This window comes from Pseudomonas shirazica, from assembly GCF_015168335.1.
GTDB classification, from domain to species: Bacteria; Pseudomonadota; Gammaproteobacteria; order Pseudomonadales; family Pseudomonadaceae; genus Aquipseudomonas; species Aquipseudomonas asiatica.
The window spans coordinates 1,833,012-1,856,477 of sequence record NZ_CP063456.1 but is presented as its reverse complement, the minus strand read 5'-3'; the positions used below and the strand labels follow the sequence as shown (position 1 = coordinate 1,856,477).

Here is a 23,466-nt window from a genome sequence, read left to right as displayed (position 1 = left end):
CACACCATGCGCCACCTACTCCTCGCCCCTGCGCTGCTGCTCCTGCTGCCTGCCGGTGCTGCCCTGGCTGACGTCGACGCAGGCGACGTCGCAACCTCGGCCGGTGTTTCCGCTTCGCTTTACTCGACCTTCAAGGACGACAAACGGATCATCCCGGCGCGTGACGAGCTTTCGGCCTACGTCGCCAGCGGTGGTGCAATCCGTGGCGCCTATGTGGAGTCGGCGCTGGAACAGGCCCGCAAGGACAACCCAGGCCTGCAGGCCAATGATGAAGAGCTGGCCCGGGCCCTCCTCTCGCAGGATGACCGCATAGCCGATCATTGATTGATTGAGCTAATCCTGCACAGGCCTCTTCGCGGGTAAACCCGCTCCCACAGGCACCGCACCGACTTCAAACCCAGCGCAGCCTCCTGTAGGAGCGGGTTTACCCGCGAAAGGGCCGGCACAGGTAACACCTCAACCCCAGCCATCCATGCGCATGGTAGCCCTTACCAGCCGCTGCTCTTCCTGCTCGATCTCCCGCAAACTGTCGCGGATCCCGTTGATATGCTCGCGCGCCGCGCGCTGCGCCTGCTCGGGCAACTGCTCCATCACCGCGTGATACAACCGCGCATGCTGGCGGTCGATCTGGCGCTTCTGCGCCGGCCGGCAATACAAGTTGTTGACCGAGGCGAACACCGTGCTCAAGGTCAGGTCACTGAGCGATTGCAAGGTATGCACCAGCACCGGGTTGTGCGAAGCCTCGCTGATCGCCCTGTGAAAGGCATGGTCGCGGCGGGCATGTTCACGGGCATCCATCGCTTCTGGGGCTTCGTGCGCAGCCAGCATTTCTTCATAACGCCGGCGGATCAACAAACGGTCGACCTCGGTGGCCCGCAGTGCCGCCAGGCGCGCCGACTCGGCTTCCAGCAACGCCCGCACTTCCAGCAGGTCGAACAGCGTGCGCGGCTGCGAGCCGAACAGGTGCATCAACGGCGTGGCACCCGCATGGCCCGTCAGGTCGGCGACGAACGAGCCGCGCCCCTGCTCGGTGTCGATGATGCCGCGCCCGCGCAGGATGCGCAGGCCCTCACGCAGCGCCGAGCGCGAGCAGCCCAGCTTGTCCACCAGGCGCCGCTCCGACGGCAGGGCCTGGCCCACCTTGAGCACGCCTTCGACGATCAGCCGCTCGACCCGTTCGGCCACCTGGTCGGCGACCTTGGCCTTGCCTTCAGTACCCACTGCGTACCCTCCTGCTGGTAGGACCACTTCGACCACCTGCTTCAATCTAGCCGGGCAAAGCCGTCAATAACCAGTACCCGTCGCAAAAACTGGTAGGACCAGTTCACCCCGTGCTCGACCGCGGCGGCTGCCACGCGCAGGCTGCAAGGGTGAGCGCTTTGCCAACAACAACAAAAACCGTTGCCGAGTGAGCCGATGAATATCCTGTATGACGAACGCGTCGATGGCGCGCTGCCCGACGTGGACCAGGGGGCGCTGCTGCAAGCGCTGCGCGCTGCCCTGCCGGACCTCGAGATCCTGCACCGCGAGGAAGACCTCAAGCCCTATGAATGCGACGGCCTCTCAGCCTACCGCACGGTGCCGCTGCTGGTGGTGCTGCCCGAGCGCCTGGAGCAGGTGCAGGCGCTGCTCAGGCTTTGCCACCAGCGTGGCGTGCCGGTGGTGGCACGCGGCGCCGGTACCGGCCTGTCGGGCGGCGCCCTGCCACTGGCCAAAGGCATCCTGCTGGTGATGGCGCGGTTCAACCGCATTCTCGAAGTCAACCCGCAGGGCCGCTTCGCCCGTGTGCAGCCCGGCGTGCGCAACCTGGCCATCTCCCAGGCGGCCGCGCCCTACGGCCTGTACTATGCGCCGGACCCGTCCTCGCAGATAGCCTGCTCCATCGGCGGCAATGTCGCGGAGAATGCCGGTGGCGTGCACTGCCTGAAGTACGGCCTGACCGTGCACAACCTGCTCAAGGTGGAAATCCTCACGGTCGAGGGCGAACGCCTGACCCTTGGCAGCGATGCCCTGGACAGCCCCGGTTTCGACCTGCTGGCACTGTTCACCGGCTCCGAAGGCATGCTCGGCATCGTCACCGAAGTCACCGTCAAGCTGCTGCCCAAGCCCCAGGTGGCGCGGGTGCTGCTGGCCAGCTTCGACAGCGTCGAGGACGCCGGCCGGGCAGTGGCCGAGATCATCGCTGCCGGGATCATCCCCGGCGGCCTGGAGATGATGGACAACCTGGCGATCCGCGCTGCGGAGGACTTCATCCACGCCGGCTACCCGGTTGACGCTGCGGCCATCCTGCTGTGCGAACTGGATGGCGTCGAAGCCGATGTGCACGATGACTGCGAACGGGTCGCCGCCGTGCTGGCCCAGGCCGGTGCGCGTGATGTGCGGCTGGCCTGCGACGAGGCCGAGCGCGTGCGCTTCTGGGCCGGGCGCAAGAACGCCTTCCCGGCGGTGGGGCGCATCTCCCCGGACTACTACTGCATGGACGGCACCATCCCGCGCCGCGAACTGCCACGGGTGCTCAAGGGCATCAGCGACCTGTCCGCCGAATACGGCCTGCGCGTGGCCAACGTGTTCCATGCCGGCGACGGCAACATGCACCCGCTGATCTTGTTCGATGCCAACCTGCCAGGCGAGCTGGAACGTGCCGAAGCCATCGGCGGCAAGATCCTCGAGCTGTGCGTGGCCGTAGGCGGCAGCATCACCGGCGAACACGGCGTGGGGCGCGAGAAGATCAACCAGATGTGCGCACAGTTCAACAGCGACGAAATCACCCTGTTCCATGCGATCAAGGCCGCCTTCGACCCGCAAGGCCTGCTCAACCCCGGCAAGAACATCCCCACCCTGCACCGCTGCGCCGAATTTGGCGCCATGCACGTGCACCATGGGCAACTGCCCTTTCCCGAACTGGAGCGTTTCTGATGAGCATGGACCGCGACATCAGCCAGGCCCTGCTGGAGCAGGTCAACCAGGCGCTGAACCAGGCCACGCCGCTGCGTATCCAGGGTGGCAACAGCAAGGCCATGCTCGGCTGCCCGGTGGCCGGCGAGGTACTCGACACCCGCAGCCACCGCGGCATCGTCAGCTACGACCCGACCGAGCTGGTGCTGACTGCCCGCGCCGGCACGCCGCTGCGCGAGATCGAGGCAGCGCTGCACGAGGCTGGCCAGATGCTGCCCTGCGAACCACCGCACCTGGGCCCCGACGCCACCCTGGGTGGCATGGTCGCGGCCGGGCTGTCCGGTCCCAGGCGGCCGTGGGCCGGGTCGGTGCGCGACTATGTGCTGGGCACACGGGTAATCACCGGCTACGGCAAGCTGTTGCGCTTTGGTGGCGAAGTGATGAAGAACGTTGCCGGCTACGACGTGTCGCGGCTGATGGCGGGCAGCTTCGGCTGCCTCGGGCTGCTGACCGAGGTGTCGCTGAAAGTGCTGCCACGCCCGCGCCAGTGCCTCAGCCTGCGCCTGCCGATGGGCCGCCACCAGGCGCTGGCGGAGCTGGCTGAATGGGGCCAGCAGCCGCTGCCGATCAGCGCAGCCTGCCATGACGGCGACGCGCTGTACCTGCGCCTGGAAGGCGGCGAAGGCTCGGTGCAGTCGGCACGCCAGCGCCTGGGCGGCGAGGCACTGGACAGCAGCTTCTGGAGCGACCTGCGCGAGCAGCGCCTGGCGTTCTTTGCCGGCCCCGCGCCGCTGTGGCGCTTGTCCGTGCCCAACACCACCGGCGAGCTGGACCTGCCCGGCCAGCAGCTGATCGACTGGGGTGGCGCGCAGCGCTGGCTCAAGTCCACGGCACCGGCGCAGCACATCCGCGAGCAGGTCGCCAAGGTTGGTGGCCACGCCACCTGCCATGCCCCTGGCGCTGCCAGCAGCCCACCGCTGCCCGCCGCGCTGATGCGCTACCACCGAGCGCTCAAGCAGCAACTCGACCCCCAGGGTGTGTTCAACCCTGGCCGCCTGTACCCGGACCTGTGAGGCCAGACCATGCAAACCAACCTGAGCGAAACCGCCCGACGCCTGGCCCGCGCTGACGAGGCCGAAAGCATCCTGCGCTCCTGCGTGCACTGTGGCTTCTGTAACGCCACGTGTCCCACCTACCAGCTGCTGGGCGATGAACTGGACGGCCCACGCGGGCGCATCTACCTGATCAAGCAGATGCTCGAAGGCGCGCCGATCACCGCCAGCACCCAGTTGCACCTGGATCGCTGCCTGACCTGCCGCAACTGTGAAACCACCTGCCCTTCCGGGGTGAAGTACCACGACCTGCTGGACATTGGCCGCGCCGTGGTCGAACAGCAGGTGCCACGCCCGCTGGGCCAGCGCCTGCTGCGCCAGGGCCTGCGTGCAGTGGTGCCACGCCCGGCGCTGTTCAAGGCCCTGACCCGCAGTGGCCAGGCCCTGCGCCCGCTGCTGCCGGCCACGCTCAAGCGCAAGCTGCCGGCGCGGGTCACCGCCCCCGGCCAACGCCCCGCACCGCGCCATGCGCGGCGGGTGCTGATGCTGGAAGGCTGTGTGCAACCGGCCCTGTCGCCCAACACCAACGCAGCCGCCGCACGCCTGCTGGACCGCCTGGGCATCAGCGTGGTGCCAATCCAGCAGGCGGGCTGCTGTGGCGCGGTGGACTACCACCTCAATGCCCAGGAACAAGGCCTGCAACGGGCGCGGCGCAATATCGATGCCTGGTGGCCTGCCATCGAAGCCGGCGCCGAGGCCATCGTGCAAACCGCCAGCGGCTGCGGCGCGTTCGTGCGCGATTACGGCCACCTGCTGGAAAAGGACCCGCGCTACGCCGCCAAGGCCGCACGGGTCAGCGCTCTGTCCCGCGACCTGGTGGAGGTGCTGCGCGACGAGCCGGTCGAGCAACTGGGCGTGTGCGTCGAACAGCGCCTGGCCTTCCATTGCCCATGCACCCTGCAGCACGCGCTGAAGCTGGGGGGTGCGGTGGAGGCATTGCTGACACGCCTTGGCTTCACCTTGACCCCGGTACCGGACGGCCACCTGTGCTGCGGCTCGGCCGGCACCTATTCGCTGACCCAACCCGAGCTGTCGCTACAACTGCGCGACAACCGCCTCAACGCCCTGGAAAGCGGCAAACCGCAAGTCATCGCCACCGCCAACATCGGCTGCCAGGCCCACCTCGACGGGGCCGGGCGCACACCGGTGCGGCACTGGATCGAAATCGTCGAAGCAGCCTTGAACCCGGAGAACCACCATGCATAGCAAGTCCGTTATCGGCCAGGCCGAAGTCGCCAAAGTGCTGACCGCCGCCCGCCAGGAAGCCCAGGCACAACAATGGAACGTGACCATTGCCGTGGTCGACGACGGCGGCCACCCGCTGGCCCTGGAGCGCCTGGACGGCTGCGCGCCGGCCAGCGCCTACATCGCGATGGAAAAGGCCCGCACTGCCGCACTGGGGCGCAAGGAGACGCGAGATTACGAGGAAATGGTCAATGGTGGCCGTACTGCTTTCGTTACCGCGCCGCTGCTGACCAGCCTGGAAGGTGGCGTACCGCTGCGGGTGGATGGCCAGGTGGTGGGGGCGATTGGCGTGTCCGGGGTCAAGGCCGAGCAGGATGCCCAGGTGGCCAAGGTCGGGGCGGCTGCCCTCTGAATCCTGTGCCGGCCTCTTCGCGGGCTTGCCCGCTCCCACAGGGCTTTCACAAGGCCTGAGACGGGTGCAGCACCTGTAGGAGCGGGTTTACCCGCGAAGAGGCCGGCAAAAGCAACATTTATCCAGAAGCCTGAACTTCGAGCGAACAGACAATGCCAAACCATCCACTCCAGATCGCCCCCACCCTGCAGCGCTTCATCGAAGATGAGGTCCTCCCCGGCACCGGCATCGAAGCCCGCACCTTCTGGCAAGGCTTCAGCACCCTGATCCACGACCTCGCACCACAAAACCGCGCCCTGCTCGCCGAACGCGAGCACCTGCAGACAGAACTCGACAACTGGCACCGCCAGCACCCCGGCCCGATCCGTGACATGGCCGCCTACCAGCATTTCCTGCAAGGCATCGGCTACCTTGTAGAGCCCCCGGCAAGCGTGCAGGTCAGCACCCGCAACGTCGACCGCGAGATCGCCGTGCAGGCCGGCCCGCAACTGGTGGTGCCACTGAGCAACGCCCGCTACGCCCTCAACGCCGCCAACGCCCGCTGGGGCTCGCTGTACGATGCCCTGTACGGCACCGATGCCATCGCCGAAACCGAGGGCACCGAACGTGGCCAGGGCTACAACCCGCAACGCGGCGCCAAGGTGATCGCCTATGGCCGGCAGTTCCTCGACACCGCGGCCCCCCTCGACGGTGCGTCGCACAACGACGCCAAGGCCTACGCGATCAGCCAGGGCACGCTGCAGGTAACCCTGGCCGATGGCCGCCAGGTCGGCCTCAGGCACCCCGCGCAACTGCGTGGTTACCAAGGTGAGCCGAACACGCCAACAGCGATCCTGTTGCAGCATCACCAGCTGCATTTCGAAATCCAGGTCGACCCGGCCAACGCCATCGGCCGGCAGGACCCGGCCGGGGTCAAGGACATCCTGCTGGAGGCCGCGCTCACCACCATCATCGACTGCGAAGACTCGGTAGCCGCCGTGGATGCCGACGACAAGGTCAACGTCTACCGCAACTGGCTCGGCCTGATGAAGGGCGACCTCAGCGAACAGGTCAGCAAGGGCGGCAAGACCTTCGAACGCACCCTGGCCAAAGACCGCCACTACCACGGCGCAGACGGCCAGCCCCTGACTCTGCCAGGCCGCTCGCTGCTGTTCATCCGCAACGTCGGCCACCTGATGACCAATCCGGCCATCCACGACCGCGATGGCCGGGAAATCCCGGAAGGCATCCTCGATGCTGTGGTCACCAGCCTGATCGGCCTGCATGACCTCAAGCGCCGTGGCAATTCCCGCGAGGGCAGCCTGTACATCGTCAAGCCGAAGATGCACGGGCCGGCCGAGGTGGCCTTTGCCGACCAGCTGTTCGGCCGCGTCGAAGCCCTGTTGGGCCTGCCCGCACACACGCTGAAGATGGGCATCATGGACGAGGAGCGGCGTACCAGCGTCAACCTCAAGGCCTGCATCGCCAGCGCCGCGTCACGGGTGGTGTTCATCAATACCGGCTTCCTCGACCGCACCGGTGACGAGATGCACACGGCCATGGAAGCCGGCGCCATGCTGCGCAAGGGCGACATGAAAGGCAGTGCCTGGATCCAGGCCTACGAGCGCAGCAACGTACTGGTGGGGCTGGCCTGTGGCCTGCGCGGCAAGGCGCAAATCGGCAAGGGCATGTGGGCCATGCCCGACCTGATGGCGGCCATGCTGGAACAGAAAGTCGCCCAGCCCAGGGCCGGCGCCAACACGGCCTGGGTGCCCTCGCCCACAGCCGCGACACTGCATGCGCTGCACTACCACCAGGTGGATGTGGCGGCCGTGCAGCAAACGCTGGAACAGGTTGACCTGAATGCCCAGCGCGCCGAGTTGCTGCATGACTTGCTCAGTGTCCCGGTCAGCCCCGAGCGGCTCTGGAGCGCAGCCGAAATCCAGGCCGAGCTGGACAACAACTGCCAGGGTATCCTCGGTTACGTGGTGCGCTGGGTCGAGCAAGGGGTGGGCTGTTCCAAGGTGCCGGATATCCATGATGTGGGCTTGATGGAAGACCGCGCGACCCTGCGGATTTCCGCGCAGCACATTGCCAACTGGCTGCACCACGGGGTGGTCGATGCCGAGCAGGTCGAGGCGACCTTGCAACGCATGGCCGGCGTGGTCGACCAGCAGAATGCCGGGGACCCGGCGTACCGGCCGATGGCCGCCGGTTTCGAGGCATCGCATGCCTTCCGCGCTGCGAGGGAGCTGGTGTTCAAGGGGCGGCAGCAGCCCAGTGGCTATACCGAACCGTTACTGCATGGCTGGCGCTTGCGTTTCAAGCAGGAGGTTGGGCGCTGATGCTGACAGGGGCCGCTATGCGGCCCCACTGCATGAAAACAAGTGGTATTTCGGCACTTTCAGAAGTTTCCTATTCGGCGCTCGGAAGCGTCCTACTTGTTGCCTCTGCCCTCTGAAAACATGATCGGCACTGGATGACGCAAGGTAGCGATCCAGAGGAGGTTCCGCATGCACCTGTACGCCCGCCCCATTGCCGAATTGCGCAGCACCCTGCGCGAACTGCTGGCCCATGACATGAACAACCCCGATGACGACCCGCACCTGTCGGGGGTGATGTTCTTCTGCGCTACCGATGAACGCTCCCGCCAACTGATCGAGCGTATCGAGTTGCTGGCCAGCGAGTTGTTCTTCGACCCGAACGGGCGGGCCATCTCCGAGCATATGAAAGCGGCGGCGGTGGAAGGCGTTCGCATCAAGCGCAACCGCAAGGCGCCGGCGGACGAGACGGTGATACGTATCGCGCTGGCAGACAAGGGCTACATCACGGTGAGTACGGCACGCTTCTGATTACCTACCGCTTGCCTGGGGGCCGCATTGCGGCCCATCGCCGGCAAGCCAGCTCCCACCTCGACTGCACCGACCTCAAGCATTGTGCAGTTCCTGTGGGAGATTGCCCAGCCCTTTGGGCTGCGCTTTCGCGCAGAGAACAAATATCGCTCGTTTGACGCGGCCTGTGTAGGAGCAGCCTTGTGCTGCGAAGAGGCCGGTACAGCCAATAGACAGGCTTTGTCAGCCCCGGCCTCTTCGCAGCACAAGGCTGCTCCTACAGAACCTCGCCGAACCAATGAGTCATGTGTTGTTCTATGAGAGCTGGCTTGCCGGCGATGGGCCGCAAAGCGGCCCCATGCCCTTCCCCGACCAATCCGCTATCCTGAGCACTTCCCCGCTCCGGACCGCTCCATGGAACTGCACATTCGCCTGGAAGGCCGCAAAGGCCTGGCCGACCAGCTTTACCAGCAATTGCGTGCCGGCATCGACAGCGGCCACCTGGCCGCCGGCACCCAACTGCCGCCAAGCCGCCTGCTGGCAGAGCAGCTGGGCGTGTCGCGCAAGACCGTGGCCGAGGCCTATTCCCGGCTGACCTATGACAACCTGCTGAGCGGCGTGGTCGGCCGGGGCACCTTCGTCACCCCGCGCCAGCCGCTGCGCAGCAGCGAATCGCCCGCCACTCCCCTGGCTGGTGCCGCGTCGCTCGAGCGCTGGCAGCAGCGCGCCACCGTGCTGAGCCGACGCCAGCTGGAGGCTCCGTCGCGTTACGACTTCATCGGCGGGGCCTCGAGCAAGGCGCAGTTTCCGTTCGACCAGTGGCGCAGTTGCCTGAACTATGCCCTGCGCCGCAGCCAGCGCCATCCCGAGCGGCAGTTCCCTGCCCAGGGCCTGCCGGAGCTGCGCGAGGCCATTGCCCATCATGTCGCCTATGCCCGCGGCGTGCACTGCAGCGCCGCTGACCTGCTGGTGTGCAACGGCGCCCAGCAGGCACTGGACCTGATCGCACGGGTACTGGTCGAGCCGGGTTGCCAGGTAGCCATGGAAGACCCGGGCTACCCGCCAGCGCGGCAACTGTTCCTGGCCCTGGGTGCGCGCCTGCAATCGGTACCGGTGGACGATGAAGGGCTGTGCGTGGAGCAGATCGCCGACGGCACCCGGCTGATCTATGTGACGCCCTCGCACCAGTTCCCGCTGGGCATGCCGATGAGCGAGCCACGCCGGCACGCCCTGCTGGCACGGGCCGCCGAGCTGGGTGCGTTGATCATCGAAGACGACTACGACTGCGAGTTCCGCTACCACGGCCCAGCCGCAGACGCTCTACAGCGCCTCGACCGCCATGGCCTGGTGGCCTATGTGGGGACCTTTTCCAAGACCTTGCTGCCCGAGTTGCGCCTGGGCTACGCCGTACTGCCGCCCGACGTGCTGAAGGCGGCCTGCGTGGCCAAGCACCTCAGCGACTGGCACAGCCCGACCCTGTTGCAGTGGGCACTGGCGCGCTTTCTCGGCGAAGGCCACCTGAACAAGCACATCCGCCGTTGCCACGAGGTCTACAGCGCCCGTCGCGAACGCATCCTCGCGCGGCTGGGCGGCGACTTGGCACCGTGGTTCAGCGCCATCCCCGCCAGCGCCGGGTTCCACCTCAGCGCCCTGGCTAAACCTGGGGTCGATGTCGAGCTGCTGGCCAACCTCGCACGCAAGGTGGAGGTCGGCCTGTATTCGCTCGCGCCGTTCTTCAGCGAAGCGCCAGTGCGCCCGGGGCTGTTGCTGGGCTTCGGCGCCATCGAGCTGCTGGACATCGACCCGGCGCTGGACCGGGTGCGCGACACCCTGCAGCGCCTCAGTTGACCGGCGCGGCCTTGCCCGCCACTACCGGGCGGGCAATCGCCGCGGCATAACCGCGAGGGTTGAACCACGTGGTAACCAGCAGCATCGCCACCACGGTCACGGTCAGCAGCGTCCACGAGGCCTGGAAATCACCGCTCATGTCGCGCAACCAGCCGGTGACGTAAGGCACGATGCCGGTGATGATGAAGCCGATGCCCTGCACGAACGCCGCCAGGCTGCCAGCCTCGGCAGGCGTCTTCAGGTGCTCCAGGGTCAGCGTCAGGCTCTGGCTGAAGCAGGCGCCCAGGCCGAAACCGATCATCGCCACCCACAGCCCCGAGGCCAGCGTGGGTGCCAGCAGCAGGCCGATAAAACCCACCAGCTGGATCGCCAAGGCCAGCCACAGGCCCGGGCGTCGGTCTGCCCAGCGCCGCAGCAACAGCGGCAAGCCCAATGCACCGGCCACCTGAAAGATGGTCATCAGGCCAACCAGGTCGGCACCGCCCTGGGCGCTGCCACCATGCTCGATGTGATAGGCCGGCAACCAGGCCACCATGCTGGTGTAGCCACCGTTGATCAAGCCAAAGTACAGCGCCAGCAACCAGGCCCGACGCGTACCGAACCAATGACCGCCGGCGGCACCGGCCAGTTTCGGCGCCTCCTGGCGCGGCCGCAGCACGGCCCAGGCCAGCACCGCCAGCACAGCCGGGATCGCCCACACGCCCAGGCCGACCTGCCAATGGCCGAAGTAGCCACTGATGTGCGGCCCAAGCACGGCGGCCAGGCCGCCGCCGCTCATCAGCGCTGCCGAATACAGGCCCATCGCCCCCGCCAGGCGGCCGGGAAACCAGCGGTTGACCAGCCCCGGCATCATGCCCTGCACTACCGCCACCCCCAGGCCGGCGACCACCGCACTGGCAATCAGCGCCCAGGCGCTGCCCAGTTGCAGGCGCCACAGGCAGGCCAGGGCGATGGCAGACAGGCCAGCGAGCATGCCGCCATGTTCGCTGATCCAGCGCCGCAACCAGGGTTGCAGCAAGGGCACCAGGCCCATGCACAGCACCGGCAACGCCGTCAGCAAGGCCGCCTGCTGGTAACCCAGGCCAGTACTTGCGCGCATGGGTTCGAGCAACGGGCCGATGCTGGTCAGGATCGGCCGCAGGTTCAGTGCCAGCAGGATGACCAGCAGCAGGTTCAATGCCGCTCTCATTGTGCGTTGGCCTGTTTCCACTCAAGGTAAAGACCGGCTTCGCCGCTGGGCTTCAGGGCGCGCAGCGGCAGGCTCTGTTGCTGGGGCGGGCGAGCCATCTGCGCGTATACCGCCGCGGTGGACAAGCCGTAGGGTTCGCCCTCGGCGTTGTCGTAGGCAAACCAGGCCCGCTCGATGCCGCACAGGTGCATGGCCGCCAGGCACATCGGGCATGGGTGGCCGCTGGCGTAGACTTCGGCGCCGTCCAGGCGTGCCTGACCCAGGGCATGGCTGGCCTTGCGGATGGCCTGCATCTCGGCGTGGGCGGTCGGGTCCTGGGTGCTGTGGATCTCGTTGACCGCACGCGCCAGCACCTGCCCCTGGTACACCAGCACGGCGCCGAAGGGCCGGCCACCGGCCTGAATGTTGGCGCGGGCCAGGTCGAGCGCTTCGCGCATGTAGCGTTCTTCGGACATGAATCGGTTCCCCTGTTGCAAGACCTGATCATTATCCGGGCTTCGGCGGCCTGGCAGAAATGAAGAGATTGGATGCCTGTCAGTGGCCTCCCAAATGGCCGATTGGCCTCCCGCTTATGCGCGTGATTGGCTATCGGGGAGGCCAACGTGCGGCGCTACAGTAGCGTCATCCCCCCCCACACCCTTTGGAGACAGCCATGCACAACCGTATCGAATGGGCCAAGCACGCCCCCGAGGCCTACAAAGCCATGGTCGGCCTGGAGCAGGCCCTGGCCAAGAGCGGCCTGGAGAATTCCCTGCTGGAACTGGTGCGCCTGCGGGCTTCGCAGATCAACGGCTGCGCCTACTGCGTCAACCTGCACGCCAACGATGCGCGCAAGGCCGGTGAGACCGAGGCACGCCTGCAGACCTTGTGCGTCTGGCAGGAAACCGCCTACTTCACCCCGCGCGAACGTGCTGCGCTGGCCTGGGTGGAGAGCCTGACCAGGCTGCCCGAGCATGGCGCGCCGCAGGCGGAATATGAAGCCTTGCAGGAACACTTCGAGCCGGCCGAGGTGGCCAACCTGACCCTGGCAATTGCCGCCATCAATGCCTGGAACCGCTTCGGGGTCGGGTTTGCCATGGTGCCGGCCTGATCATTGAGCGGTAGCCTGTACCGGCCTCTTCGCGGGCTTGCCCGCTCCCACAGGGATCGCACAGGGCCTGAAAGCTGTGCTGCACCTGTGGGAGCGGGCAAGCCCGCGAAAGGGCCGGTGCAGGTGAACACTACCGCCCGGCCAACCGCGCCCGGTAGCTCCCGGGGCTCTGCCCGGTCCACTTCTTGAACGCCCGGTGAAACGCACTGGGCTCCTGGAACCCGGTCTGCTCGGCAATCTCGGCAATGCTCAACTCCCCTTCGCGCAACCGCTCGAAGGCCATTGCCCGACGCACCTCATCCTTGATCTGCTGGTACGAACGCCCTTCCCGCTCCAGCTGCCGACGGAAAGTACTGGCACTGACCCCCTGCTGCTGCGCCAGCGCCGCCAGCGTCGGCCACTGCCCATAACGCCGCGCCCGCAGGTGCCGGTACACTTCGGCCACCAGCCCGTTCTGGTTGCGAAAGCGAATCACCAGCCCCTGCGGCGCACTGCGCAGGAAGGTTTTCAGGGCCGCCAGGTCCTGCACCACCGGCAGGCGCAGGTAGGCGCTGTCGAACTCCACCTCGGTGCGCCCGCTGCCCAGGCGCAGGTCCGGCCCCCACAGCAGCAGGTCGTCTTCCTGGGCCGGGCGCGACACCGCCAGCTCGGTGCGGTCGATGGCGATCCGCCGCCCGGCCAGCCAGCACAGCATGCCGATCATCAGCACCAGGTAGGTTTCCTCGGCATATACCCGGGTCAGCGGGTCGGCGATGCTCGACTGCACGCTGATCAGCGCCCGCCCGCCACGCACCGTCAGGCTGCCGCGCAGATCGCGCAGGAACAGGCCAAAACCGCCCATGCACTGGCGCAAGGCCTTCTCCAGGTGCGGCTCCAGGATCAGGCCCCGGCAGATCAGGGCGAAACTGCCCGGCGGCATGCCGTGGCTGTCGAGGCGGAAGAACTCATCGTCCAGGCGCTGGATCAGCGCCAGCCACAGCTGGGCGAAGGCCTTGGCCGGTACGCGCGCCTGGGGCTGCTCGAGCAGTTGTGGGTCGATGCCCACCGCACGCAGCTGCGCATCGCGTTCGGCGGGGCAGTCGCGCAGGGCATGAAGCATGGCATTGAGGAAGTACACGGCGACCGAATCGCTATCGCGCATGGCGGTTTTCGCTGTCTATGCTGAGTGGCAAAAAGTGCCAGGTTGTCTGAACAGTTCCGGCATAGGCTGCAACAGAGCCTTTGCCTAGACTCGGTCCCACTCCGGGATCGTCGGCCATTCTCGCAGAGCCTGGCCCGGTCCCGCCATGCCTTCGCAATCGGAGCCCCTATGAGCAGCGCAGAAATCTACGTCGTCAGTGCCGTCCGTTCAGCCATTGGTGGCTTTGGCGGTTCCCTCAAGGACCTGCCGCTGGCCGACCTGGCCAGCGCCATCACCCGCGCCGCCATCGAGCGCTCGGGCGTGGCCGCCGAGCAAGTCGGCCACCTGGTGATGGGCACGGTGATCCCCACCGAACCGCGTGACGCCTACCTGGCCCGCGTAGCAGCAATGAACGCCGGCATCCCCAAGGAAACCCCGGCATTCAACGTCAACCGCCTGTGCGGCTCGGGCCTGCAGGCCATCGTCTCGGCAGCCCAATGCCTGCTGCTCGGCGACACCGACGTGGCCGTGGCGGCGGGCGCCGAATCCATGAGCCGTGGCCCGTACCTGCTGCCGCAGGCACGCTGGGGTGCTCGCATGGGTGACCTGCAAGGCATCGACTACACCGTCGGCGTGCTGCAGGACCCGTTCGAACACTTCCATATGGGCATCACCGCCGAGAACGTTGCGGCCAAGCACGGCATTACCCGCGAAATGCAGGATGAACTGGCCCTGACCAGCCAGCGCCGCGCCGCTCGCGCCATTGCCGAAGGCCGCTTCGCCAGCCAGATCGTTCCGCTGGAACTGAAAACCCGCAAGGGCAGCGTTCAGTTCAGCACTGACGAGCATGTGCGTGGCGAGGTGACCGCCGAGCAACTGGCAGGGATGAAGGCGGTGTTCAAGAAAGACGGTACCGTTACCGCCGGCAACGCCAGTGGCATCAACGACGGCGCTGGCGGCCTGGTACTGGCCACTGGTGATGCGGTGCGCCGCCTGGGCCTGAAGCCCCTGGCCCGCCTGGTGGGCTATGCCCATGCCGGCGTCGAGCCTGAACTGATGGGCCTTGGCCCGATCCCGGCCACCCGCAAGGTGCTGGAGAAGACCGGCCTGAGTGTGCAGGACCTGGACGTGATCGAGTCCAACGAAGCCTTCGCTGCCCAGGCCTGTGCCGTGGCTCGCGAACTGGGCTTCGACCCGGAAAAGGTCAACCCCAACGGTTCGGGCATTTCCCTGGGTCACCCGGTGGGCGCCACCGGCGCGATCATCGCCACCAAGGCCATCCATGAGCTGCAGCGCATCCAGGGCCGCTATGCCCTGGCCACCATGTGCATCGGTGGTGGCCAAGGCATCGCCTTGGTCTTCGAGCGCGTCTGACGGAGCCTGACACATGAGCATTGAACAGATTGCCGTGATCGGCGCAGGCACCATGGGCAACGGCATTGCCCAGGTGTGTGCGGTGGCCGGCTACCAGGTGCTGCTGGTGGACGTTTCCGACGCTGCGCTGGAGCGCGGCGTGGCCACCTTGAGCAAGAACCTCGAGCGCCAGGTCGCCAAGGGTACCCTCGACGCCGACAAGGCGGCCGCTGCCCGCACCCGCATTCGCACCAGCACCGACTACACCCAGCTCAGCAGCGCGCAAATGGTGATCGAAGCCGCCACCGAGAACCTGCAGCTCAAGCAGCGCATCCTGCAGCAGGTGGCCGCCAACGTCGCCGCCGACTGCCTGATCGCCACCAACACCTCGTCGCTGTCGGTCACCCAGCTGGCGGCCAGCATCGAGCACCCCGAACGCTTCATCGGCGTGCATTTCTTCAACCCGGTGCCGATGATGGCGCTGGTCGAGATCATTCGCGGCCTGCAGACCAGCGACAGCACCTACGCCCAGGCGCTGGTGGTGACCGAAAAGGTCGGCAAGACCCCGATCACCGCCGGCAACCGCCCAGGGTTCGTGGTCAACCGCATCCTGGTGCCGATGATCAACGAAGCGATCTTCGTGCGCCAGGAAGGCCTGGCCAGTGCCGAGGACATCGACACCGGCATGCGCCTGGGCTGCAACCAACCGATCGGCCCGCTGGCCCTTGCCGACCTGATCGGCCTGGACACCCTGCTGGCAATCATGGAGGCCTTCCATGAAGGCTTCAATGACAGCAAGTACCGCCCTGCCCCGTTGCTCAAGGAAATGGTCGCGGCCGGTTGGCTGGGGCGCAAGAGCGGCCGCGGTTTCTTCACCTACTGAGGAGCGAACGCCATGCCCCCGGTCAATGCCGCGATGCGCTGTGCCAACTTTGAAGAGCGACGTGACCGGGCCATGGCGCTGTTTGCCGAAAAGGGCTTCGGCCAGGTCAGCATGCGCGAGCTGGCGGCCCATGTGGGGCTTACCGCAGGCTCGCTATATCACCACTTCCCCAGCAAGCAGGACCTGCTGTACGACCTGATCGAGGAGTTGTACGAGGAATTGCAGGCCACCCTGGACCAGGGGCGCCGGGCAATGGCTCGCGGGGCGTCGGCGCTGAGCTGCCTGATTGCCGCGCACTGGCAGCTGCATGCCGAGCGGCCCATGCAGTTTCGCCTGGCGGAGCGTGATTTCTGTTGCCTGAGCGACGACCAGCAGGCGCGCCTGGCCTTGTTGCGCAAGCGCTATGAGGCGGGGTTGCTGAGGTTGATCGCACCGCAGGCGAAGGTGCAGGGGGAGGCCTTGATGGCCACGGCGCATGTGGTGGCGACACTCCTGAACCAGTTGCCGGGGCTGTTGAAGGCCTTGCCCGAAGAACAGGGGCTGGGGTTGATGGAAAGCATGCTGGTGGGTGGGCTGGAGCGGACCCTGCGCTAGCCTGCTCCGGCCCTATCGCCGGCAAGCCAGCTCTCATAGAACAACACATGACTCATTGGTTCGGCGAGGTTCTGTAGGAGCAGCCTTGTGCTGCGAAGAGGCCGGTACTGACAAAGCCTGTCTGTTGCTTGTACTGGCCTCTTCGCAGCACAAGGCTGCTCCTACAAAGGCCGCGTCAGACGAGCGATATTTGTTCTCTGCGCGACAGCGCAGCCCAAAAGGGCTGGGTAATCTCCCACAGGTACACCACAAGCCTGAAGACCTGTGGTGTACCTGTGGGAGCTGGCTTGCCGGCGATAGGGCCATCAGCTTTAACGCAACAGGAACTGGATCTGCTCGTGCAAGGTATCCAGGTCGAACGGCTTGGCCAGGATCGGTGCCTTGCGGGTGATCGGGCTGCCGGACTCGAGAATCTCCGCCGGGTAGCCGCTGATGAAGATCACCTTCAGGTCCGGCCGCAACTTCACCGCCGGCTCGGCAATGTCCACCCCGGAAATCCCGCCCGGCAAGCGGAAGTCCGTCACCATCAGGTCGAGGTGCGGCTTGCTCGCCAGGATCGCGAACGCCTGCTCGCCATCCTCGGCCACCAGCACGTGGTAGCCCTCGCCTGCCAGGTAATCACGCAGGATCATGCGAATCGCCGGTTCGTCCTCGACCACCAGTACTACATCTTGTGCATCTTCACTCATGTCAACGCCTTGAAATACTTACAACTGGCCATCAGACCCCAGGCTCACGCAGAGGTTGCCCTTGCCTGGTCGTTTTGTTGTTCGCAGGTTGCCAGTGGCAATTGCAAGGTGAAGGTGGCGCCTTTGCCCTCTTCACTCTCCACCAATATGCGCCCGCCATGGGCCTGGACGATCTGCTCCGATATGTACAGCCCCAGGCCCAACCCACCACTGGCCTGCTGGGTGGCGACCCGCTCGAACTGCTGGAATATGCGCTGCTGGTTGGCCACGCAGATGCCTATGCCATGGTCCTGCACCTGCACGCAGGCCTGGCCGTCCTGCTCGAACACCCGCACCTGTACCGGTTTGCGCTCACCATAACGCAAGGCATTGGACAACAGGTTGGCCAGCACCTGCTCGATGCGAAACTCGTCCCACTCGCCCAGCAGCGGCTCGCAGCGTTGCAATTCGATATGGGTGTCCAGTGCGCTGGCCTGGGCAGCAAAGTTCTCCACCAGGCCGCGCACCAGCAGGCCCAGGTCGAACGCCTTGGGCCGCAGCGACAGTTTGCCGGTGCGGATGCGCGATACATCGAGCATGTCTTCGACCAGGCGGATCAGGCTGTTGATCTGCCGCTCGTCGCGCTCGACCATGGCCTGCAGCTTGTCGACGCTGAAGGCGGCAAGGTTGCCGCGTGCCAGGTGCAGCTTGCGCAGCTGGGTTTCCAGGATCAGGCCATTGAGCGGGGTGCGCACCTCGTGGGACACGATCGACATGAAGTCATCGCGCATGCGCACGGCATGCTCCAGTTCACCCCGCGCCGTCTGCAGCTGGGCCAGCAGCAGCTCCTGCTCCTGGCGGCTGCGTTCCAGGGCCTGCAATTGGCGGTCGAGCACCTTGCGCTGGCGGTACAGGTCGACGAACACCGACACCTTGCTCTTCACCGCCAAGGTGTCGAGCGGCTTGTGCAGAAAGTCCACCGCGCCGCTTTCATAGCCTTTGAACGCGTAGTTCATCTCGCGCCCGGCGGCAGTGACGAACACGATGGGGATGTTGCGGGTCTTTTCCGTGCCGCGCATCAGCTCGGCCAGCTCGAAACCGTTCATGCCCGGCATCTGCACGTCGAGAATGGCCAGGGCGAACTCGTGCTCGAGCAACAGTGACAACGCTGCCTCGGCCGACTGGGCCTGGTGCACCTCGCGGTCTTGGCCCTGGAGCAGGGCGTCGAGGGCCAGCAGGTTTTCTGGCAGGTCGTCGACGATCAGCAGTTTGGCGATGGTGTGGCTTAGCATGCGCTGGGTTCCAGGGCGGCGAGCAATCGCTCGATGCCACTCAGAGAAAGAATATGGTCGGGCTGGTGCAGGGCCAGTGCGGCCTCCGGCATCAACGCCACTTGTGCGTCGCAAGGGTCCTGGACCACGGTCCGGCCCCCGTTGCGCTTGATATAGGCAAGGCCTTCTGCGCCATCCTCGTTGGCCCCGGTGAGCAACATGCCCAGCAGGCCGGCACCATAGGCATCGGCCGCCGACATGAACAGGTAGTCGATCGCCGGCCGGGAAAAATGCACCGGCGGCTCCTGGCTCAGCGACAGGGTCAGGTCACGCTCCACCGACAGGTGATAACCTGGCCCGGCCACGTAGATCTGCCCGGGGCGCAGCGGCTGTTTGTCACAGGCCTCGCACACTGGCCGCCGCAGGCGACGTTGCAGCACCTCGGCCAGCTGGCTGTGGCGGTCATCCGGCAGGTGCAGCACGCAAATTACCGGAATGGCGAAGCCGGCCGGCAACGCGCCCAGCACACTGAACAGCGCTGTAACGCCGCCGGCCGAGGCGCCGATCACCATCGCGCGTACGCCTTTCATGACTTGCGGTAGATCCGTTCGGGCTTGACCAGCGGTTCGAAGCGCTCGCTGTAGGCGGAAAAATCCACCGATTCCTTGCTGCCCAGCACCAGGAAGCCGCGGTGGCACAGGGACTCGTGGAACAGGCCCAGGGCGCGGTCCTGCAGTTCCTTGTTGAAGTAGATGAGCACGTTGCGGCACGACACCAGCTGGGTTTCGGAAAACACGCTGTCGGTGGCCAGGCTGTGGTCGGCGAAAGTCACGTTGTCCCGCAGGGTGCTGTCCATGATGGCGTTACCGTAGGCTGCCGTGTAGTACTCGGCAAAGTCCCGTCGGCCACCGGCGATGCGATAGTTTTCGGCGTACTCGCGCATGCTCTGCATCGAGTAGATACCCTGCTTGGCCTTGTCCAGCGAATGCGGGTTGATGTCGGTGGCATAGATGATGGTGCGCTCCAGCAGGCCCTCCTCGCGTAGCAGGATGGCCATTGAATACACCTCCTCGCCCGTGCTGCAGCCGGCAATCCACACCTTGATCGACGGCCAGGTGCGCAGCAGCGGCACCACTTCGTTGCGCAGCGCCAGGTAGTGCCCCGGGTCGCGGAACATCTCGCTGACCGGGATCGTCAGGTACTGCAGCAACTGCATGAACATGCCAGGGTCGTGCAGCACGCGCTCCTGCAGCGCCGACACCGTCAGGCAGTCGAACTGGCGCAGCGCATGCAGGATCCGGCGTTTGATCGACGCGCCGGAATAGTTGCGGAAATCGTAGCTGTACTTGAGGTAGATGGCCTCGATCAGCAAGCGGATTTCGATATCGGTGTTACGTTCGCTAGTCAAATTCGCTCCAGTTGTGGCAGCCACACACGGATCAGCGAGAACAAGCGGTCCAGGTCGATCGGTTTGGCCAGGTAATCGTTGGCGCCAGCCTGCAGGCAACGCTGCTGGTCATCCTTCATCGCCTTGGCGGTCACGGCAATGATCGGCAGCTTGCGCCAGCGTGGTTGCTGGCGGATCAGCCGGGTAGCCTCGAAGCCGTCCATTTCCGGCATCATCACATCCATCAACACCAGGTCGATGTCGTCATGCTGCTCCAGGCGCTCGATGGCCTCGCGGCCGTTGCGGCCGATTTCGACGATCGCGCCCTTGTGCTCCAGCGCGCTGGTCAGGGCAAAGATGTTGCGCACGTCGTCGTCCACCAGCAGCACCTTGCGGCCTTCGAAAACCTTGTCGCGGCTGCGCGCGGTCTTGAGCATGCGCTGGCGTTCGTTGGACAGCTGCGACTCGACCTTGTGCAGGAACAGCGTCACTTCGTCGAGCAGGCGCTCCGGCGAGCGGGCGCCCTTGATGATGATCGAGCGCGAATACTTGAGCAGGTCGGCTTCTTCTTCGCGGGTAAGGTTGCGCCCGGTATACACGATCACCGGCGGGAAGGCACGGATGTCTTCGGCGGTCATGCGCTTGAGCAACTCGTTGCCGAGCATGTCCGGCAGCTTGAGGTCGATGATCATGCAGTCGTAGATATTCTCGCGCAGCAACGCCAGGGCATCCTGGGCCAAGGCCACAGCGGTGATCTCGACATCGTCGTCGCCGATCAGGCGGGCAATGCTCTCGCGCTGCAGGTCGTCGTCTTCCACCAGCAGGATGTGCTTGAGCTTCTGGGTCAGCTTGGCCTCCAGCCGGGCGAAAACTTCCTTGAGTTGTTCACGGCTGGTGGGCTTGACCGCGTAGCCGACGGCACCCATGTGCATGGCGGCCTCGACGCGGTCCTCAACGGAAATGATATGCACCGGGATGTGCCGGGTGCTCGCTTGCTCCTTCAGGCGTTGCAGCACGGTCAGGCCGGAATGGTCGGGCAGGCGCATGTCCAGCAGGATGGCATCGGGGATGTACTGCACGGCCAGTTCGAAGCCCTCGTCGGCGCCCTGCGCCACCAGGCAGCTGTAACCCAGCTCGTGGGCCAGGTCGAAGAGGATGCGGGCGAAGTTCGGTTCGTCTTCGATCACCAGGATGCAGCGGTTGCCGAACGGCGCGCGCTCACGGTCATCGGCAAACACTGGTGTCGGGCGTTTCGGTGCTGCCACCACTGGTGCCTGCTGCGCGGGTGGCAGGCTATCGACCGCAGGGCGCAGGCTGAGCGGCTCGATATCCTGCGCCACGCGCTCATAGCGCTCCGGCAGGATCAGGCTGAATACACTGCCCTGGCCGGGGCTGCTGTCGACGCTGATCTGCCCACCCAGCAGGTGCGCCAGGTCGCGGGAAATCGACAGGCCCAGGCCTGTGCCGCCATAACGGCGGTTGCTGGTGCCATCCACCTGGTGGAATGCGCCGAAGATCGCCTGCTGCTGGTCGGCGGCGATGCCGATGCCGGTATCGCGCACGGCAAAGACGATGCCGGTGCCAGGCTGGTAACCGATGTTCAGGCTGACCTGGCCGCGCTCGGTGAACTTGATGGCGTTGGACAGCAGGTTCTTGAGAATCTGCTCCAGGCGCTGGCGGTCGGTGAACAGCGTGGCCGGCACCTGCGCCTCGGTGGTCACCTCGAAGGCCAGGCCCTTGTGCCCGGCCAACGGCTCGAACATGCCACGCAGGCCTTCGACCAGGCGTTCCAACTGGGTGCTTTCGGGGCGCACTTCGAGCTTGCCTGCTTCCACCTTGGCGATGTCGAGAATGTCGTTGATCAGGTTGAGCAGGTCGTTGCCGGCCGAATAGATGGATTCGGCGAACTTGACCTGCTCGTCGCTGAGGTTGCCCTCGCCGTTTTCCGCCAGCAGCTTGGCCAGGATCAGCGAGCTGTTCAGCGGCGTGCGCAACTCGTGGGACATGTTGGCGAGGAATTCGGACTTGTACTTGCTCGAACGCTGCAGTTCCTCGGCGCGCGCCTGCAGCTCGTCCTGGGCCTGGAGCAGTTCGTCGTTCTTGCGGTCCAGCGCCTCGGTGCGCTCCGACAGCTGCTCGTTGGTCTGCTCAAGCTCCGCCTGCTGGGTTTCCAGGTGGGCCTGGGACTCCTTGAGCACGCGGGATTGCTCTTCGAGCTCTTCGTTGGCGGTTTTAAGTTCTTCCTGCTGCACTTGCAGCTCTTCGTTCAGTTGCTGGGTTTCGGCCAGCACCTCCTGCAGGCGCTGCCGGTAACGGGCGCTTTCGATGGAAATACCGACGTTGCCACGGACCCGCTGCAGCATCTCTTCGTCACGCTCCTGCAACGGCCGCAGGAAGCCCAGCTCCAGCACGCCGTTGATCTGCCCGTCGTCGCTGGAGGGCATCAGCATGGCACTGCGCGGCAGGCCCCTGCCAAGGCCGGAACTGAGGTGGAAATAGTCTTCAGGCAAGTCGTCCAGACGCAGCAGCCTCGCTTCGCGCACGGCCTGGGCCAGCAGCCCCTCGTGGTCACCCAGTACCTGCTCGCGCGCCTGCTCCTCGGCATCCAGGCCATAGCTGGCAACACGCACCAGGCGGCCATGTTCGTCACGCACGTACAACGCACCTACCACGCTGCCCAGGTAGCTGGCGAAGAAACGCAGGATGTTGTCACCGAGCATGGGCAGGGTCAGCTGGCCAAGCACCTGTTCGGACAGTTGCGTCTGCCCGTTGCGCAGCCAGGCCTGATGCTCCAGGCGTTCGGCGGCGCGCTGCTGGGCCTGGAAGTTTTCGTCATAGGTAGCGGACAGCGTCAGCAGGTCGCGCCGCCCGAGGTAGGCCAGCAAGGCGCTGAGGCCGACGATGAACAGCACGAAGGACGACATGACCGTGACGGTCACACTGTTGACCCGCTCGTTGCGCGCCATGCGCAATTGTTGTTCGCTGCCGATGAGGTTGTCGAACTCCTTGCGGATCTCGTCGGTCAGGCGCTTGCCGCGGCCGTTGCCGATCAAGGCGCGGTAATCACCCTGGCTGCGGCGCAAGTTGATCATCTCGCTGCCGAAGGTGTTCCACGCTTGCTGCAGGGCGATCAGCCGGTCGATGCGTTCGACCTGTTGCGGGTTGTCCTCGACCATGCCGCGCAGGCTCTGCAGGCTGCCGAAAATGCGCGGCTTGGCCACCTCGTAGGGGTCGAGGAAACGCTCATCGCCGGTGATCAGGAAGCCACGCATGCCGGTTTCCATGTCGATCGACAGTTTGACCGCTTCGTTGGCATTGCCGATTACGCGGTCGGTGTGCTCGACCCACTGCAAGGCCGAAAGCAGGTAGTTGATCACCGCAACGAAGGCCACGGCCCCCAGCAGGCCAACCCCCAGGGGTAGGCCGACGTTGCGGCTCAACAGCTTGCGGAAGCTTCGCTGGTCCATCGAGGCTGCTTGAATCATGTGAAAACGCCCGAGCTAAAAGTCCATTGAAAGGTGTGGCGGATCTGTCGTTGTCATTATCTGCCACTGCGCCGTCCTGTTAAGCGAGTCTAACCAGCTTTGCCGGGTCTGGCAGGGCATTTAGCCAGTATTTGAAGGCAGCGTGCGCCAAACGTTCCATCTGA

At 65.6% G+C, this 23,466-nt stretch carries 21 protein-coding genes; 12 read left to right on the top strand and 9 right to left on the bottom strand.

All coding sequences use genetic code 11. The features are described 5' to 3' along the window. Positions 1 to 6 precede the first annotated feature (6 nt). The gene (locus tag IMX18_RS08610) at positions 7 to 324 is read left to right on the top strand and encodes a DUF2388 domain-containing protein (RefSeq protein ID WP_003260922.1); all 318 of its coding nucleotides are present in this window, start codon (positions 7 to 9) and stop codon (positions 322 to 324) included. Positions 325 to 456: 132 nt separating this feature from the next. Here IMX18_RS08610 and glcC read toward each other — a convergent pair whose 3' ends face one another. Next, positions 457 to 1,221: a transcriptional regulator GlcC gene (glcC, locus tag IMX18_RS08605; RefSeq protein WP_015270791.1), complete on the bottom strand. Its 765-nt coding sequence runs from the start codon at positions 1,219 to 1,221 to the stop codon at positions 457 to 459. Between the two features lie 195 nt (positions 1,222 to 1,416). On the opposite strand from glcC, the gene glcD reads away from it, so the two are divergent. The 7 genes from glcD to pdxR all read left to right on the top strand — a co-directional run bounded on the left by glcD (position 1,417) and on the right by pdxR (position 10,262). Next, complete coding sequence (gene glcD / locus IMX18_RS08600) at positions 1,417 to 2,916, top strand: glycolate oxidase subunit GlcD (RefSeq protein ID WP_217190153.1); 1,500 nt, start codon at positions 1,417 to 1,419, stop codon at positions 2,914 to 2,916. After that, positions 2,916 to 3,968 carry a glycolate oxidase subunit GlcE gene (glcE, locus tag IMX18_RS08595; RefSeq protein ID WP_100414050.1) on the top strand — a complete coding sequence of 351 codons (1,053 nt, stop codon included), beginning with the start codon at positions 2,916 to 2,918 and terminating at the stop codon, positions 3,966 to 3,968. The genes glcD and glcE overlap by 1 nt, the downstream gene beginning before the upstream one ends. 9 nt (positions 3,969 to 3,977) lie before the next feature. Then, the gene (gene glcF, locus IMX18_RS08590; RefSeq protein ID WP_100414049.1) at positions 3,978 to 5,213 is read left to right on the top strand and encodes a glycolate oxidase subunit GlcF; all 1,236 of its coding nucleotides are present in this window, start codon (positions 3,978 to 3,980) and stop codon (positions 5,211 to 5,213) included. Further along, entirely contained in the window at positions 5,206 to 5,604 is a 399-nt protein-coding gene (locus tag IMX18_RS08585) for a heme-binding protein (RefSeq protein WP_054572625.1), read from the top strand. Before glcF ends, IMX18_RS08585 begins: the two co-directional genes overlap by 8 nt. Positions 5,605 to 5,756: 152 nt before the next feature. Further along, positions 5,757 to 7,928, top strand: coding sequence for a malate synthase G (locus IMX18_RS08580; protein WP_100414048.1), 2,172 nt, complete (start codon positions 5,757 to 5,759; stop codon positions 7,926 to 7,928). 168 nt (positions 7,929 to 8,096) lie between these two features. Continuing rightward, positions 8,097 to 8,435 carry a hypothetical protein gene (locus IMX18_RS08575; protein WP_217190154.1) on the top strand — a complete coding sequence of 113 codons (339 nt, stop codon included), beginning with the start codon at positions 8,097 to 8,099 and terminating at the stop codon, positions 8,433 to 8,435. Positions 8,436 to 8,828: 393 nt separating this feature from the next. Then, complete coding sequence (pdxR, locus tag IMX18_RS08570; protein ID WP_217190155.1) at positions 8,829 to 10,262, top strand: MocR-like pyridoxine biosynthesis transcription factor PdxR; 1,434 nt, start codon at positions 8,829 to 8,831, stop codon at positions 10,260 to 10,262. Here pdxR and IMX18_RS08565 read toward each other — a convergent pair. Further along, positions 10,255 to 11,451: a CynX/NimT family MFS transporter gene (locus tag IMX18_RS08565; protein WP_217190156.1), complete on the bottom strand. Its 1,197-nt coding sequence runs from the start codon at positions 11,449 to 11,451 to the stop codon at positions 10,255 to 10,257. The genes pdxR and IMX18_RS08565 overlap by 8 nt on opposite strands. Further along, positions 11,448 to 11,906: a nucleoside deaminase gene (locus tag IMX18_RS08560; protein WP_085720598.1), complete on the bottom strand. Its 459-nt coding sequence runs from the start codon at positions 11,904 to 11,906 to the stop codon at positions 11,448 to 11,450. The genes IMX18_RS08565 and IMX18_RS08560 overlap by 4 nt, the downstream gene beginning before the upstream one ends. A gap of 197 nt (positions 11,907 to 12,103) precedes the next feature. Here IMX18_RS08560 and IMX18_RS08555 point away from each other — a divergent pair, with 197 nt between their 5' ends. Beyond that, entirely contained in the window at positions 12,104 to 12,541 is a 438-nt protein-coding gene (locus IMX18_RS08555) for a carboxymuconolactone decarboxylase family protein (protein WP_015270800.1), read from the top strand. Between the two features lie 130 nt (positions 12,542 to 12,671). On the opposite strand, the gene IMX18_RS08550 is transcribed toward IMX18_RS08555, so the two are convergent. Beyond that, positions 12,672 to 13,682 carry an AraC family transcriptional regulator gene (locus IMX18_RS08550; RefSeq protein WP_100414184.1) on the bottom strand — a complete coding sequence of 337 codons (1,011 nt, stop codon included), beginning with the start codon at positions 13,680 to 13,682 and terminating at the stop codon, positions 12,672 to 12,674. Between the two features lie 168 nt (positions 13,683 to 13,850). Here IMX18_RS08550 and IMX18_RS08545 point away from each other — a divergent pair, with 168 nt between their 5' ends. Genes IMX18_RS08545 through IMX18_RS08535 form a run of 3 tightly spaced genes read left to right on the top strand, consistent with a single transcriptional unit; the run spans position 13,851 to position 16,491 of the window. Further along, positions 13,851 to 15,035: an acetyl-CoA C-acyltransferase family protein gene (locus IMX18_RS08545; RefSeq protein ID WP_013973108.1), complete on the top strand. Its 1,185-nt coding sequence runs from the start codon at positions 13,851 to 13,853 to the stop codon at positions 15,033 to 15,035. Between the two features lie 13 nt (positions 15,036 to 15,048). After that, positions 15,049 to 15,897 (top strand): 3-hydroxybutyryl-CoA dehydrogenase, encoded by an 849-nt coding sequence (locus IMX18_RS08540; protein ID WP_013973109.1) that lies wholly within the window; start codon positions 15,049 to 15,051, stop codon positions 15,895 to 15,897. 12 nt (positions 15,898 to 15,909) lie between these two features. After that, positions 15,910 to 16,491, top strand: coding sequence for a TetR/AcrR family transcriptional regulator (locus IMX18_RS08535; RefSeq protein WP_100414183.1), 582 nt, complete (start codon positions 15,910 to 15,912; stop codon positions 16,489 to 16,491). Positions 16,492 to 16,802: 311 nt separating this feature from the next. Here IMX18_RS08535 and IMX18_RS08530 read toward each other — a convergent pair whose 3' ends face one another. Genes IMX18_RS08530 through IMX18_RS08510 form a run of 5 tightly spaced genes read right to left on the bottom strand, consistent with a single transcriptional unit; the run spans position 16,803 to position 23,302 of the window. After that, complete coding sequence (locus IMX18_RS08530; protein WP_085591025.1) at positions 16,803 to 17,180, bottom strand: response regulator; 378 nt, start codon at positions 17,178 to 17,180, stop codon at positions 16,803 to 16,805. A gap of 44 nt (positions 17,181 to 17,224) precedes the next feature. Next, positions 17,225 to 18,451, bottom strand: coding sequence for a hybrid sensor histidine kinase/response regulator (locus IMX18_RS08525; protein WP_015270804.1), 1,227 nt, complete (start codon positions 18,449 to 18,451; stop codon positions 17,225 to 17,227). Further along, the gene (locus IMX18_RS08520; protein WP_013973112.1) at positions 18,445 to 19,020 is read right to left on the bottom strand and encodes a chemotaxis protein CheB; all 576 of its coding nucleotides are present in this window, start codon (positions 19,018 to 19,020) and stop codon (positions 18,445 to 18,447) included. The genes IMX18_RS08525 and IMX18_RS08520 overlap by 7 nt, the downstream gene beginning before the upstream one ends. Next, complete coding sequence (locus IMX18_RS08515) at positions 19,017 to 19,838, bottom strand: CheR family methyltransferase (protein WP_003259474.1); 822 nt, start codon at positions 19,836 to 19,838, stop codon at positions 19,017 to 19,019. Before IMX18_RS08515 ends, IMX18_RS08520 begins: the two co-directional genes overlap by 4 nt. After that, entirely contained in the window at positions 19,835 to 23,302 is a 3,468-nt protein-coding gene (locus tag IMX18_RS08510; RefSeq protein ID WP_217190157.1) for a response regulator, read from the bottom strand. Before IMX18_RS08510 ends, IMX18_RS08515 begins: the two co-directional genes overlap by 4 nt. Between the last annotated feature and the right edge of the window lie 164 nt (positions 23,303 to 23,466).